This window comes from Moritella sp. (assembly GCF_033791185.1).
Taxonomy (GTDB): Bacteria; Pseudomonadota; Gammaproteobacteria; order Enterobacterales; family Moritellaceae; genus Moritella.
On the sequence record NZ_JASJHF010000182.1, the window covers coordinates 1 to 15,140 of the forward strand.

Genomic DNA, 15,140 nt, shown 5'->3' on the forward strand with positions numbered 1-15,140 from the left:
ATAACGCATTATGTCGAATGACTTATCCCGGTATCATTTATTGCCTAATTCAAGCGCTGGTTGTACTGAACACGCTTTATTCGCAGGGTATATAGTTGCGACCACACTCATTAGCATAGCTACACCACCAACCACTAGCACATCATTCATCGCTAACTGAGACGGCAAGAAGTCAATAAAGTAAATATCACCCGATAAAAACTCATGGCCTATCAAGCCTTCAATAAACTTGATAATGACAGTTAGATTTTCTGATATTAAAATACCGAGTATCGTACCTGAAGCAACACCAAGAATACCGTTGATACCGCCATGTACGATGAAAATCAAACGTAATAGTCCATTTGATGCTCCCATGGTTTTCAAAATAGCAATGTCGGCACGTTTATCATTCACCGCCATCACTAGTGTTGTGACGATATTGAAACAAGCTACCGCAATAACCAATATCAGGATCACGTACATCAAACTTTTAACCATCTGAATATCTTGATATAAAAAACCTTGACTGGTCATCCAACTGCGGATATACAAGTAGTGTTCTAGCTTATTGCCCGCTTCGCGCACAATGCGATTGGCCGCAAAAATATCCGAGACCTTAATGCTTAAACCATCCGCTTTAAACGCTTTGTCTTGAATATCTTGGGCTGCGCTCAAAGGCACATAAGCAAGATTGTTGTCCAATTGACCACTTAAATGAATAATACCAGACACTGTAAAGCTAAAACGACGTGGCGCTTTAAAAGATTGCCCAGATTGTTGTGATAAGAGTACCGTCACAGTATCACCCAAGGTTAAACTTAATTGTTTAGCAATACCTCGTCCAATCACAACCTTTCTATTATTAACCGGATCAGCTAAGCTATCCCAACCTCCTTCAGCTACATAGCGATATACTTCTGAGACTTGTTTCTCAGCCGCACTATCAACAGCTCGAAGTTGCACGGCCTTTAACTCATTACCTTTTTGTAATAAGCCGTTGAGCTTGATGAACGGCGCAGCACCAACCACTTCAGGGTGTGCAAGCAATTTGGCCTGCGCACTTTGCCAATCATTAAAAGGTTTATTCACGCCTTCAAGCTCGCCATTTGGCACCACAGCTAAAATGCGATTCTTGAGCTCATGCTCAAAACCATTCATAGCCGATAAACCAATAATCAGAACCATCACGCCTAATGCAATACCAACAGTGGATGATGCCGATATAAACGCAATAAAACCATTACGACGTTTAGAGGATGTATACCTTAATCCGATATAAGCAGCTAACGGACGAAACATTACAAGTCCTCCACAGCAGTACTGACCTGTTGTTTATCGCCATCATTTACCAATACCCCATCAGCCATATGCAAAGTACGACCAAGTCGATTAGCCAATTGCTCATCATGAGTAACGATAATAAAGGCTGTATCACACGTTTCGTTAAGTTCTTTAATCAAGTTAAAAATCGTTTCCGCGCTGCTTTGATCTAAATTACCCGTTGGTTCATCTGCCAAGACAAGGTTTGGTTCATTGATTAATGCACGAGCAATCGCAACACGTTGACGTTCACCACCAGAGAGTTCGCTGGGTTTATGCTCAACACGGTGAGATAGCCCGACTCGTTCTAGCATGGCCAAGGCTTTTTGCTTCGCCAACGTCACTTTCATGCCCCCAATTAACAATGGCATACACACATTTTCTAACGCTGTAAATTCATTAAGGAGGTGATGAAATTGATACACAAACCCCATGTTCTGGTTGCGCATCGTTGCTTGTTGTTTCTCTGACATGCTGTGAATATCGACACCGTTAAGCTGTACAGAACCAGAAGTCGGTGTATCTAATGCACCCATTAAATGCAATAAGGTACTCTTGCCAGAGCCAGAACGGCCAACAATCGCAATCAGCTCACCTTTCTCGACTGTCAATGACACTTGTTTTAATACGTGCGTATCAAGATTACCCTCTTGATAAATTTTTTCGAGATTATTGCAAACTAATAAAGAATTATTCATAACGTAAGGCCTCGGCAGGTTTCACATTTGCCGCTCTAAATGCAGGATAAAGTGTTGCGAGTAGACTTAATGCAATCGCACCGAAAATAATTGCCGCGATCTGCGACCAATCAAATAAGACAGGTAATAAACGAGCACCACCAGATGCTTGCGCTAAAAGATTAAGACCGATAAGTGACATAAATTCATTCAGATTCGCCGCTAATGCAATGCCTACAATGCCACCTGCGATGGCGCCTAACACCCCAGTCCAAGCACCCTGAATAATAAAGATTTGCACAATTGTCGGTCGATTCATACCTAAGGTTTTCATGATAGCAACATCGGTTTCTTTCTCAGTTACCAGCATCACCAATGAAGACAAAATGTTAAACACCGCAACGGTAATAATTAAGAACAGTAATAAACCAATCATGTTTTTTTCCATTTTTACCGCTTGGAACAATTCGCCACGCGCGGTCTGCCAGTCCACCGAATCAAAATCACGGAAAAAATCACGACTTGCTAATTCATTAACTGAAAACGGATCATGTACAAACACGCGATGCTGAACCGGACTTGAGGATGATAAGCGAACCAACTTACCCGCATCAGTAATATTCACTAATACCTGTGTCGCTTCAACATCAGAACCTACAGAATAAATCCCAACTACGGTAAATTTACGTTGGCTCGGCACTCGTCCCATCGGCGTAAAGACACTACCTTTAGTTGAAATAAGCCGAATTTTATCGCCTAGCTTAGCATTTAATGATTTTGCCATGCTACGCCCAATAATGATGTTGTATTTACCCGGTTGCAGTAGCGATATATCACCAATGAGCATATTTTCACGAATAACATCCCATTGCGGATAGGATGCAGGGTCAATACCCTGTAGCTGCGCACCTTGGATCTGGCTTTTACTTTGCACCATAGCATCAGCTTGTAAGAATGGCGTAACAGCGGCAACTAAAGGATCGTTAGCCATTGCTAATAAGCTTTTATCTACATCTGTGGTCGCTGCTTTAGGGGTGACAATCACATGTGGAACCGCGCCGAGTATGCGGGTTTTAAGATCTTGCTCAAAACCATTCATCACCGATAAAACAGTAATCAACGCCAACACACCTATGGTAATGCCGGCTGTCGAGAATAGGGTAATAAATGAGACGAATCGGTTATTGCGCTTAGAGCGTGTATAACGCAAACCGATAAATAAACTTAGAGGGTAATACATAAATATAATTAAGAAGACCTTGCTAAAAACTAGCATTCATTCTAGAGACATGACCACTAATGAGCAAGCAAAATCATGTCTTCACACCAACTTGTGACCGATTAGTTATTCTGGTTTAAAACAGCGCCTTAAAAGAGCAACGCAATAAACTAAATAAGATAAATACCAATAAATATGCCACAATAGCAGGCTAGCAATCTAGAAAAGGATGACTGCAAGTGACTCAACAATATTTTTCTATCCAGCACAGTTTATCTGTCAATATTGAACCAGTTTCTATTGATCAAGTTCCGACGTCTAGATTGGCACTCGATAACGAAATGCCAATCCCATTTAAAATGGCTAATGATGTCGCCGAAATTGATAGCAATGCCTTGCGTTCAATTCGTAACATTGGTGATCAGGCTAAAGCACTTGCTGACTTCTTGCAGATGCAAAATAACAAAATAAACTTGATTATGGGCTATGTTTTAGCACAGCAAGACCACCCTGAATCACGTTTTAATACAACTCTATTTGGCGCAGGTGAAGTCAAATTCCTTGCTCGTGGTGATTTCGCGTTAGCACAAGCCGTACGTATTAAAATATTTTTACCCAACGATTCATCGGCAATATATTGCTACGGCACTATTACCAAACGTGAAGCACAAGAAAGTGATAATACACTTATTGAATATACCGCTACTTATACACGTATCCGTGATATCGACCGAGAAATATTGATTCGTGCGACATTACGTATTCAGCAATTACAACTTAAGCTACGTGCCGAGCAACGCCAGGAAAACGATCTGCAAAATGATGATCAACAACACAATCCTCAATAATTACGATTAGATTACTGAAACTATGAAATCAACAGCAATTCTTTCTTTACCGTTACCAAAAAAACAAGGCGACAAGATCGCCTATGGTAACCTTGTTGGCAGTAGCCTTGCATTCACACTAGCAGAGCTGTGTTCACAAACTAAGTCTCCTATCCTTGCGGTTGTTGCAGACACCCCAAGTGCACTAAAGCTTGAACAAGAAGTACGTCACTTTTTAGCCGATGACAAACCGCTAATTACCTTCCCTGATTGGGAAACGCTACCGTACGATAATTTCTCGCCGCACCAGGATATTATCTCGCAACGTATTCATGCCCTGCACCGCTTTCAACAAACCACCAGCGGCCTGATTATTGTATCAGTAAATACCTTAATGCAACGTATCGCACCGGTTAGCTTTTTGGATCAACACAGCTTAATTGTCAAAACTGGTGACAAAATTGACATGCATGCCATGCGCCAACGTCTTGAGACTAGTGGTTATAACGCTGTAGACCAAGTATTGGAGCATGGTGAGTTTTCGGCACGTGGTTCGATTCTCGATTTGTACCCAATGGGCAGCGTATCACCGTTTCGAATTGACTTCTTTGATGATGAAGTCGAAGAGATCCGCGGTTTTAATACCGAGACCCAACGATCAGAGGGAACGTTTGAAGCAATTAATCTGTTACCTGCGCACGAGTTTCCAACCGACGATAAAGCGATTGAGTTATTCCGTCAGCAATTTAGAGCATTATTCACCCCTTCTCGTGAAGCTGAATCGGTTTATCAGCAAGTAAGTCAAGGTTTCTTACCTACTGGTATTGAGTATTATCACCCACTATTTTTAACCGAAACCGCAACGTTATTTGATTATTTACCAAAGCAATTAACCATAGCCCAAATCGGTGAACTACATCACGCGTCACAAGTGTTTTTCCAAGATGTTGAAAACCGCTACGAAGATCGTCGCCATGATATCCAACGTCCACTACTTGCACCACGTGCACTTTACTTACCTGTTGAAGAACTCTTCCAAGCGCTTGGCCAGTACAGTAAAGTAAACTTAAGCCATAAAGTACTAAGTGAAAAACTAGGTAATACTAACCTAAACTTTAGCACCTTACCTGAAATATCACTTAACCATCAGAAGAAAGCCCCACTTGCTCCATTGCTCGAATTCATCGAAGGCTTTGATGGCAAGATAATTTTTAGTGTGGAATCAGAGGGTCGTCGTGAAACATTGTTGGAGTTACTTGAAAAAACCAAGTTAAAACCAAAAACGATCACCAGTATTGTTAAATTCCTGAAAGCGAAACCAGCGGTTGGTATTTGGGTTAGTCAGTGTGAAAACAGTTTCATTATTGACGATCTCAATGTCGCTATCATTTGTGAAAATGAACTACTCGGCCACAAGATTATCCAGCGCCGCCGTACAGACAAGAAAACTCAAGCTAATAACGATGCGCTGGTTAGAAACCTAACAGAGTTAAGTATTGGTCAACCGGTAGTGCATATTGAGCATGGTGTAGGTCGCTACTTAGGCCTACAAATCATCGAAAATGCAGGCATGGCCACAGAGTTTTTAACCCTTGAATACGCCAATGCCGCGAAACTTTATGTTCCAGTGTCCGCTCTACACTTGATCAGCCGGTATAGCGGAGCGGGTGAAGCATCAGCACCTTTACATAAACTTGGTAGTGATAGCTGGGAGAAATCCAAAAGCAAAGCAATGGAGCGGGTTCGTGACGTTGCTGCAGAATTATTGGATATCTACGCACAGCGTGCTGCTAAAAGTGGCTTCCAATATAAATGCGATAAAGAATCGTACGCTGCTTTTGCTGATGGTTTCCCTTATGAAGAAACCTATGATCAGAAAACTGCGATCCAAGCCGTTATGGACGATATGCGCCAAGACAAAACCATGGACCGTTTGGTTTGTGGTGACGTAGGCTTTGGTAAAACAGAAGTAGCAATGCGCGCCGCCTTCATGTCTATGATGAACGATAAACAAGTCGCCGTGTTGGTACCTACGACCTTACTTGCTCAACAGCATTTTGAGAACTTCAAAGACCGTTTTGCTAACTGGCCAGTGCGCGTTGAAGTTATCTCTCGGTTTAAAACAGCCAAAGAACAAAAGCTTATTTTAGAAGATGTCAAAGCCGGTAAAGTTGATTTACTGATTGGTACACACAAATTACTTAGCAATAAAATTGAATTTAGCGATCTTGGTTTACTTATTATTGATGAAGAGCATCGCTTTGGTGTCCGTCAAAAAGAAAAAGTCAAAGCGCTACGTGCTGACATTGATATTTTAACGCTCACAGCAACACCAATTCCACGAACATTGAATATGGCAATGAATGGCATGCGTGATTTATCTATCATTGCAACGCCCCCCGCTAAACGCCTAGCTGTTAAAACCTTTGTGCGCCAATATGATGACAATATCGTGAAAGAAGCTATCATGCGTGAAGTCATGCGTGGCGGCCAAGTTTACTTTTTACATAATAATGTCGATTCAATCGATAAAACTGCCGAAGCACTTGCGCAACTCGTTCCTGAAGCGCGAGTTGTTAGCGCCCATGGGCAAATGGCAGAACGTGAACTAGAATCCGTAATGTCAAATTTCTACCACCAACGTTTTAATGTATTAGTCTGTACAACCATTATTGAAACGGGTATCGACATTCCCAGTGCTAATACAATCATTATGGATCGTGCGGATAACCTTGGTTTAGCGCAGCTCCATCAATTACGTGGGCGGGTTGGTCGTTCGCATCATCAGGCGTATGCCTACTTACTCACACCGCATCCAAAACGCATCACCACTGACGCTAAAAAACGTCTTGAAGCAATAGCCTCACTCGAAGATCTCGGTGCTGGTTTCACGTTAGCAACACACGATCTCGAGATCCGTGGCGCGGGCGAATTACTCGGTGATGAACAAAGTGGTCAAATATCATCCGTTGGCTTCTCGCTGTATATGGAAATGCTCGACCAAGCAGTGAAAAGCATCAAAGACGGTAAATCAATATCGCTTGAAGAAGCACTCAAAAACCAAACCGAAATTGAACTTCGTGTCCCAGCATTATTACCCGATGATTATATTCATGACGTGAATACCCGTTTATCACTGTATAAACGCATCGCAAGTTGCCAAGACGAGCTACAATTGCGCGAGGTACAAGTAGAACTGATTGATCGTTTTGGTTTATTGCCTGACAATGCTAAAAACTTGATACGTCAAACCGAGTTAAAACTGCAAGCAGAGCCTTTAGGTATTAAACGACTTGAAATAGGTCCCGCTGGTGGATATATTAGCTTTGGTGAAGATAATCAGGTTGATGTAGGATATCTTATCCGTCTTATCCAGCAGCAGCCTCGTGTATATAGCATGGATGGAGCATCAAAGTTAAAGTTTGCAATCAAATCACCGGATGCAAAAGATCGTGTTAATTTAGTAGAAGCAATGCTAGTTGAATTTGCAAAAAATAAGATTGCAGGAGTTAAACGTTGAAAAAATCGTTAGTCAGTTTATTAGTAGGTTTATCTGTTGGTAGTTCATTTGCTGTAAGCGCAGCAGATGAAGAACGTTGGTTTGAAGTCGAAGTGATTTTATTCGAACGTAACATCAACCCCGCTAGAGTAATAGAACATTGGGATCAATCTTTGTATCCAACTTATTCAAAAAAGAATAAGGACCCAATGGCATTATTTATTAACAAAGATAATTTAATCACCCCAAATGGTAGCGCTGATATCGATGGTCAAGCCGATATAACGTTGGCGACAGGCGAATTACAGCCAACACTTATTGATGATAGCAACTCGCTACCAGTGTTTGGTTCTGATCGAGATGAGCAAGTTTTACAAAATACAGATACAAACGCAGACATAATTAGTGCGACAAATGTTGTCATTGATGGCGCGAACTTAAAAGATAAGCTTAAAGATCCAGCGCTGCAAATCGTGCCCGCAAATGAATTGCAACTTACAAAGCAATTTAAAGCATTAAACGATCACGCTAATTATAATGTCGTTTTGCATTCAGCGTGGCGTATGCAGCCAAAAGACCGTAACGAAGCAATACCTATACGCTTGTTTGCGGGGCAAAATTATCAACAGCAATATAAAATGAATGGCGATGCGGTTGCCCAAAAGATGATTCCCGTTGGTTCACCTATCATTGCAGCACCAGTCTCAAATGATTTAACTGGTAACGTTAGTAATAATGCCGATGAATCAAATGTGATTGATTTAGATAATGTTACCACCATCGATGATAGTACGGTAACACATGTAAACAGCGCACAAGCAAGCAATGAAACAGTACCAGTATCGCCTGCTGAGCCAACCCCACCCGTTTGGAAAATTGATGGTGAGTTAACCATTTATCTCGAGCATTACCTCTATGCGAAAACAAACTTGTTTGTACGTAAAGAAGGAACCAAAACCATCTCTGCGAAGCAAATTAATGCTGCTGAATCGAACCAATCAGACCTCGCTCCGAATACTGAAAATATTGACCTATTAGCACTACTGGGGATCCATTTAGAGCCGAAAGCAGCGAATAATAACGAAGTAGCATTAACAACTGCTGAAGTGAGTAGCGAAGTAACTGGTGACGATGTCATTATTGAAGACGTTATTGCGACCAATGATGGCGATGATAGTTCCGTTAGTAATCTTGAAGCTGGTATTACCAAACCTCAAGATAAAACAGTTCCGTTCTTAAATAGCTATCCAATGCAACAGCTTCGTGTGATTCGTAGTGGTGAGATTCATTACCTTGATCACCCTATGTTTGGCATGCTCATTCAAATACGAAAATATGAGCCGCCAACGACAGAAGAGCAACTATAGAAATCGCTCAGTAATGACAGAAAACTAATTACCTTTGAACGTTACCATGGTTAAAAAGGTTCTTAATATGATCGTGGCATCTGCTTTAAGCCAGCTAGTAAAGTTGGTTAGGCTTAAAGCATATGCATGATCCCAATACAGTTTATTTTTAACATCTTCTAGACAAGTATCGGCACCTTGCGAAACTTGTGCTAGCCCAGTAATACCAGGTCTAACACCACGTGTGCGCTCTAAATAATAAGGTATTTTCTCTTCTAACCTACCACAAAATACGGGACGCTCAGGTCTTGGTCCAACAATCGCCATATCCCCTAGCAATACATTAATTAGTTGAGGTAATTCATCAATTCTTGTCTTGCGTAAAAAACGTCCGACAGAGGTTACTCTCGTGTCCTGTTTTTGAGCCCAAACTGGACCTGATTTCGATTCAGATTCAACCCCCATCGTTCTAAACTTAATTAACATAAATACTTCAACATATTCATTTTTAATTTCACCCACTCGCAACTGACGGTAAAATACAGGTCCTTTAGAGTTCAACTTAATAGCAAGTGCAACCAGAGGAACAAATGGCGTGATAATCAACAGTGCTACAATCGAAATGAGGATATCGCTGAAACGTTTAGGAATTACGACACTTTGTTTCTGAAAATCAGCTACAGTGGGATGGGCTGAACTAATTTTAATCCAGGTACCACGATCTAAACCGAAAATATAACGAATAGCACCATAAAAGCTAGCCATGTAGCCAACTGCAATATAATACAATGATGCCCAAGGCTGCTTAACAGGCGCCGCATCAAACAATAAACCCAATGCCGAACCACCATAGAGGCAGCATTGTCCCAGCCATAGAAACCAAGCTGCATTAGCGATAACAGCTGAATCGCTATTGGTTAAAAAATAAGTAAATACAAATAAAGCTAATAGATTAAATGGCATTAATGTACGTAAAAATTTACCACTGAAGAAATTAAAGCTAGTCAAACCGTTTTGAGACGAAAACAAACCGCGTAACCTTAATACTTGCTGTACATTACCAGCACCAATTCTGGTTCTACGCGAAAAGTCATCCGCAGTGTTTGTTGCTTCCATCTCGATAATCGAAATTCGTTCATCTAATACAGCCCGGTAACCACGACTCACTAGTAACATAGGGAAAACAAAATCGTCATTAATAGTGTCGACCGGTATCTCTTCAAACAATGCTGCTTTTATTGCGTATAAAGCACCCGGAGGACCGATGATAGAACCCGTGATACTTTCAGCCTTACGAATATTACGTTGATAGTTCCAATAGTGTGCCTCCCCCTTAGAACCATGCTCATACAACTGGTAATCTCCAGTAACAACACCGACCCCCTCTTCCGCCATACGATGTGCAAATATCTGCATAGCGTCAATAGAAATCAAAGCACTAACATCACTTAGTACTAAAATATCCGATGTAGACTTATGCCGCATCAATAATTTGTTAATCACATGTACCTTACCGTGATTATCTTCAGCTACATCCAATTCAAGACTTATACCGTGTAATTGATATTGTTCTAAATATTCTCTTGCAACCGCCACTGAATTATCCGTGCAACCATCAAAACCCAGCACCACTTTAAGCTTATCTGCTGGGTAATCCAGCATCAATAAATTGCTAAGTTTAGCGCCTAAATGCTTCTCTTCGTTATAAATGGGCATCACAATGGTGATATTAGGCAACGCACTATCAACATCATTGGATACGTAATTACGTGATTCAAATGTATCAATCTTGTCATCTACATCTCGGTATTTTGCATAGCGCTGTAAAAATTTAGGGTAGACCCAGTGGTGATAGATAAATAAGTTAACTGATACGATGGAACCAAACAGAAGCCAATCCATAGCTACCCCTTAATTAATTGATTGTAAGCTTTAATCATCTTTCTGATATCAAAGCTTTTAGTAATAAAATCACGTGGATGGTACTTAGAACCACGTTTCATCTGTGATTTAATTGCGGCGTGAAATTCACTAACCGTATTTCGTTTGACTAAAAGTCCAGTTTGCTTACATACACCTTCATGTACTGCACCTACATCGCTACAGACAACGGGCACATTACAAGCTTGCGCTTCTAGAATTGATAGCGGTAACCCCTCATTCGAAGAGGTTAATACGAATAAGTCCAATTGATGATAAAAGCTAACCATATCATCTGTATAACCAATAAAATTAACTTTAGTCGATAGCTCTAATTCTCGCACTAAACTGGCTAACTTTTGTTTTTCCGGACCGTCGCCTGCAATAAGCAGTTCGACATTAGGAATATCTGCAATCGATTTAATCAAAACATCAAGTGACTTTTCTGGTACTAACCGTGCAGCACAGCCTACCTTAAATGACCGCAATGTAGACTCATAGGGTCGATGAGTTAAGCTTGGGGTAAATTTTTCGGTATCAATACCATTCAAAATTGTTACCGGTTTTACATCCCGACCCAATACACGTGAAAGTTGCATTCCAACAGTCGCTGCATCTGCAACTAAGATTATACGATTAAGCCTAAGCATTAACTTGGTCATGTTTAATTGCTTATTATCAAGTAAATGCCACGCATCATGTTCGGTATGGATGTGCTGCATACTCGACAATTTTAAGTTTGCCATCCCCCCATATAATAATGGGCCAATATGATGAGTATGGATTACGTCTGCATGCAAGCGTTTTAGTACTTTGCGTAGATGCCTTACTATTGAGAGTTTGAACCCAGGTGGTTTATCCAAGAATATAAGTTTTTCTTGATATAGCTTTAGTGCTGGCCAAAGATCTAAACTTGTTTGCTTATCCCCTTCCAGAGCAATGATATATACATCGGTCCCCTCTTCTTGTAAGCGCATTATATCGATTACGAGTTTTTCTATACCACCAGGTTTTAGATGCTGAATTATTTCCACTATAATTTTCATCTTGTTATTCCTTTTCATAACCAATCGAGGGTAAACGTGCCACAATTTCTACCCCATCGAACGAATTAATTCTTTTTATGTGCCACAACGTGTCATCCAGTGATTCAACGATCAAAATTAGGCCAATACCAATACCAATTCCAACAAAAAAACCAGCGAACACATATACTAATAAAGATAAGTTGACCGGATAGCCAGGTGTAAAAGGCCTATCAATCACTTTGATTTTTTCAGCTTCTTCATGTCGGCCTAACTCGCCAGTCACTTTAGCCATCTCATGGCGATTCAACAAATCGTGATATAGCTTAGTATTAACAGTCAAATCACGCTGTAGTGCACTAAGCTCCTTTGCTACATCGGCCTCCATCGCTACATTATTAGTTAAACTCTTTGCTTGTTGACGCAGCATCGCAATTTCATTTTCTAATTGCACAACACGTGATTGGGATGATTGCAGATTCTCCAATTGTGACAATAACAATGACGGTACTTTCCCTTCACTATCGCTGCTATCAACAACAGATGCTAAATTCCACAATTGCTTTAGTTGCTGATCCGTTAATGCCACATTTTTACTGAGTAATTTTTGCTGCTCATTTCTTAAATTATTCAACTGTAATTCGACAGATTGAACTTTTGAATGATTACGGGTATAGCTCGCTTTTAATAATGAAAGCTTTGCTTCTGCTGCGACAATTTGCTCTTCAACAACACCAATGACAGGGTTTGTCTGAGCGAGCTTAAGCTTCAAGCTCTTGAGCTGACCATATGCACCCGATAATTCGATATCCTTATTCCGAATCTCGCTGTAAATCGAAAATAGTGTTTGATTATTTTGAATAAAAAGTTCGGGTAGTACCCCAAGATGTTGACGACGAAAATCAGCCATTTTCTCCTCGGCATCGACCAATTTTTCACGCCTTAGCTGTAATTGAGTAAGTAGAAATTTTTCAGATGAAATAATCGATGCTCGACTTGGCGCCATCAAACTATCAATGAACAAGCGACTGACAGAGCTCAAAATGGATTCGATTTCCTTCGGGTCATCCCAAGTTAGCGAGATCACAACCAGATCAGTCCCCGACAAAGTTAACGTGAGCGCATCTGAAAGTCGCTCAACCATCAGATCTTTTTCGCGGTAATTACTATTTTCATCGATGAGTAAATTTTGTTCTGCAACGGTCGTTAAGATATGCCGACTGTTTACCAAGACTCGTAAAGCGACCATACGATATTCAAGGTTAAAAGATACAGAAAGATCTTCTAGAAAAGGATTGAGTAACGCGCTTTCTTGAACCAATATCGAGGTATGTGCATTGTATCTTTTTGGCGTTAAGACACTCATTAACGTTGCAAAAAAAAGCGCGAGTAGGATAGAAATAGCAAGATAATAACGGCGACGCCATACTATTTCGATGAATAGATAGATATTCCCCCATATGATGCTACCCATATTTACAACCTAGCACTTTCGAGCAAACCGATGGCTTTATTTGTCGTTGACCCTGTTTTTATTAACTTTTCTTCGATAAGTACGGAATCAAGTGGCAGGCGCGGATCAAAGTTAATTTGCATAATTTGTTGGTTTTTTGTTAGCGACTGTACAACAGCTTGTACACGTTGATGACCAATAGATAATGCAGAGTAATCATTCTCTGCTTTCGCTTTACCATAACTAATGATGGCGCCATGCTGCCAATCATAAAGGTAAAGTAATCGATTGCGCTGACTCTTATTCAACACCACTTGCTTATATTCAAAAACAAAGTTTAACTTTCGAGGTTCGACTACCGGTTTATCAAGCGGCGCCATAAGTGCCATTCCGGACATTTGAACTGAGATATCCTCTGGTGCTGTTGCACATCCATGTAACAACATTAGTGCAATGAACAGGAGCTGCACCTGAGTACGTTTATAGTGAATAAATCCTTTCATATTATTATCCCTACACACTTGTTATTGATACTACATACTATTCTTAATGGCCAATTTTTCAGCCAGTAACGTCGTAACAAGATCGCAACGGGCTTGCCAAGTTGCCGCTTCAACCGCCTTTCGAGATCTTGCTTTTAATTGCTCTAAAGCCTTACTGGGTAAAACAAGCGCTAAATTTAATTGCTCGAGCATTTGGTATTTATTATCAGCAACATAGATACAATCCAGAAACGGTATCACCGCTGGATATCGCGTGCTTAGAATAGGGTGTCCAATAGCAAGATACTCCCTCAATTTTAACGGGTTACACGCACGTATCTGCTCATTATCAACGAATGGGATAAGTGATACTTGCCAATTAGCAGCGTATTGAATTAACTGCTCGTGAGGCATGTCAGGTAAATGAATAATGTTCTTATATTTGAAAAGTTCACACTCTGTTATCTCAATTCTACCAATGAATAAAAACGTTACGTCAGGTCTAGATTGAGCAAGAAACGTAATTAACTCGAAATCTAACCAACAGCTGATACTGCCATAATAACCAACAATCAGGCCAGATTCAGGATAGTTATCAGGACGCTCACAACATTTAGAGAAGTGATTTAAATCAACACCATGTGGTAATAAATACGTTTTATCCTGTGGGAATTGACGAGCAACATTTTCACTTGCAGCAAAGATAATATCGGCATGTTCAACCAATTTTTTTTCTTCAATACTCACTTGCTTATGATCAACACCTTGCAATGCGCTAAAGTCATCACCCGCATAATAAACAACCATATCTTCTTCTAAAGCACCGATCACGCATCGAGCCGTAGGTAATGATAACCACAATATTCTAGGTGTTTCGATTATTGGTTCTTCGTCTTTGAATTTATGCTTAGCAAGTAATGCGCGTGTTTGATAAGTAAGTAACAAGCGATTAATCACATAAGCAATATCACTACCTGGGTAAGGAATCGCAACGGGAGCAAGGATACCTAGAGGCCGAGCCTCCGCCACCAACTGAGTCAGGTCCTGATTAAAATCATTATTTGTGGCCGTTTTTAGCTGTTTCAACTTCTCGAGGATACGCTTACCATCACTCAGCCTTGGCCGCCTTAAACCAATAGAATTAACCCAAAACACTTGATGTTGATTTATCATACATTTCATTAAATGTTGGGTACTGCTCGGGTGGCGGCCCCAATCTTCGCCAAATACAATCCACTGCCAATTTTTCATAACGATTTTATCACCTTAGCTGGAATGCCAGCAGCAAGCACACCGGCAGGTAAGTCATGAGTCACAATACTACCCGCAGCAACAATGGTACCTTCGCCGATAGTAACACCAGCCATGACGCTCACCCCCGTCGCTAGCC

At 40.7% G+C, this 15,140-nt stretch carries 11 protein-coding genes and 1 pseudogene; 3 read left to right on the forward strand and 9 right to left on the reverse strand.

What is annotated here, in order from left to right; all coding sequences use genetic code 11:
* Positions 1 to 33 precede the first annotated feature (33 nt).
* From lolE to QNK26_RS10895, 3 genes are read right to left on the reverse strand one after another with little or no spacing between them, the layout of a single operon-like run.
* Positions 34 to 1,281, reverse strand: coding sequence for a lipoprotein-releasing ABC transporter permease subunit LolE (gene lolE / locus QNK26_RS10885; protein WP_319222876.1), 1,248 nt, complete (start codon positions 1,279 to 1,281; stop codon positions 34 to 36).
* Entirely contained in the window at positions 1,281 to 2,000 is a 720-nt protein-coding gene (gene lolD / locus QNK26_RS10890; protein WP_319222877.1) for a lipoprotein-releasing ABC transporter ATP-binding protein LolD, read from the reverse strand. The genes lolE and lolD overlap by 1 nt, the downstream gene beginning before the upstream one ends.
* Positions 1,993 to 3,219 carry a lipoprotein-releasing ABC transporter permease subunit gene (locus QNK26_RS10895; protein WP_319222878.1) on the reverse strand — a complete coding sequence of 409 codons (1,227 nt, stop codon included), beginning with the start codon at positions 3,217 to 3,219 and terminating at the stop codon, positions 1,993 to 1,995. The genes lolD and QNK26_RS10895 overlap by 8 nt, the downstream gene beginning before the upstream one ends.
* A gap of 218 nt (positions 3,220 to 3,437) precedes the next feature.
* Here QNK26_RS10895 and QNK26_RS10900 point away from each other — a divergent pair, with 218 nt between their 5' ends.
* The 3 genes from QNK26_RS10900 to QNK26_RS10910 are packed head-to-tail and all read left to right on the forward strand — an operon-like array spanning position 3,438 to position 8,891.
* Positions 3,438 to 4,046, forward strand: a complete 609-nt coding sequence (locus tag QNK26_RS10900) for a hypothetical protein (RefSeq protein ID WP_319222879.1) — start codon at positions 3,438 to 3,440, stop codon at positions 4,044 to 4,046.
* A 22-nt stretch (positions 4,047 to 4,068) separates the two neighbouring features.
* Positions 4,069 to 7,545, forward strand: coding sequence for a transcription-repair coupling factor (mfd, locus tag QNK26_RS10905; RefSeq protein WP_319222880.1), 3,477 nt, complete (start codon positions 4,069 to 4,071; stop codon positions 7,543 to 7,545).
* On the forward strand, positions 7,542 to 8,891 hold the full coding sequence (locus QNK26_RS10910) for a CsiV family protein (RefSeq protein WP_319222882.1): 1,350 nt from the start codon (positions 7,542 to 7,544) through the stop codon (positions 8,889 to 8,891). The genes mfd and QNK26_RS10910 overlap by 4 nt, the downstream gene beginning before the upstream one ends.
* 24 nt (positions 8,892 to 8,915) lie before the next feature.
* Here the strand turns inward: QNK26_RS10910 and QNK26_RS10915 are convergent, their stop codons facing one another.
* The 6 genes and pseudogenes from QNK26_RS10915 to QNK26_RS18825 form a co-directional block, all read right to left on the reverse strand.
* On the reverse strand, positions 8,916 to 10,772 hold the full coding sequence (locus QNK26_RS10915; protein WP_319222884.1) for a sugar transferase: 1,857 nt from the start codon (positions 10,770 to 10,772) through the stop codon (positions 8,916 to 8,918).
* Positions 10,773 to 10,774: 2 nt separating this feature from the next.
* Positions 10,775 to 11,836 carry a glycosyltransferase gene (locus QNK26_RS10920; RefSeq protein WP_319222885.1) on the reverse strand — a complete coding sequence of 354 codons (1,062 nt, stop codon included), beginning with the start codon at positions 11,834 to 11,836 and terminating at the stop codon, positions 10,775 to 10,777.
* A gap of 4 nt (positions 11,837 to 11,840) precedes the next feature.
* A complete protein-coding gene (locus tag QNK26_RS10925) occupies positions 11,841 to 13,289 on the reverse strand; it encodes a GumC family protein (protein WP_319222887.1) in 1,449 nt (482 codons plus the stop codon).
* 2 nt (positions 13,290 to 13,291) lie between these two features.
* Positions 13,292 to 13,771, reverse strand: a complete 480-nt coding sequence (locus tag QNK26_RS10930; protein ID WP_319222888.1) for a hypothetical protein — start codon at positions 13,769 to 13,771, stop codon at positions 13,292 to 13,294.
* A 30-nt stretch (positions 13,772 to 13,801) separates the two neighbouring features.
* Entirely contained in the window at positions 13,802 to 15,001 is a 1,200-nt protein-coding gene (locus QNK26_RS10935) for a glycosyltransferase (protein WP_319222889.1), read from the reverse strand.
* Positions 14,998 to 15,140 (reverse strand): annotated as a pseudogene (locus QNK26_RS18825) (acyltransferase); the annotation flags it as partial. The pseudogene QNK26_RS18825 and the gene QNK26_RS10935, both read right to left, overlap by 4 nt.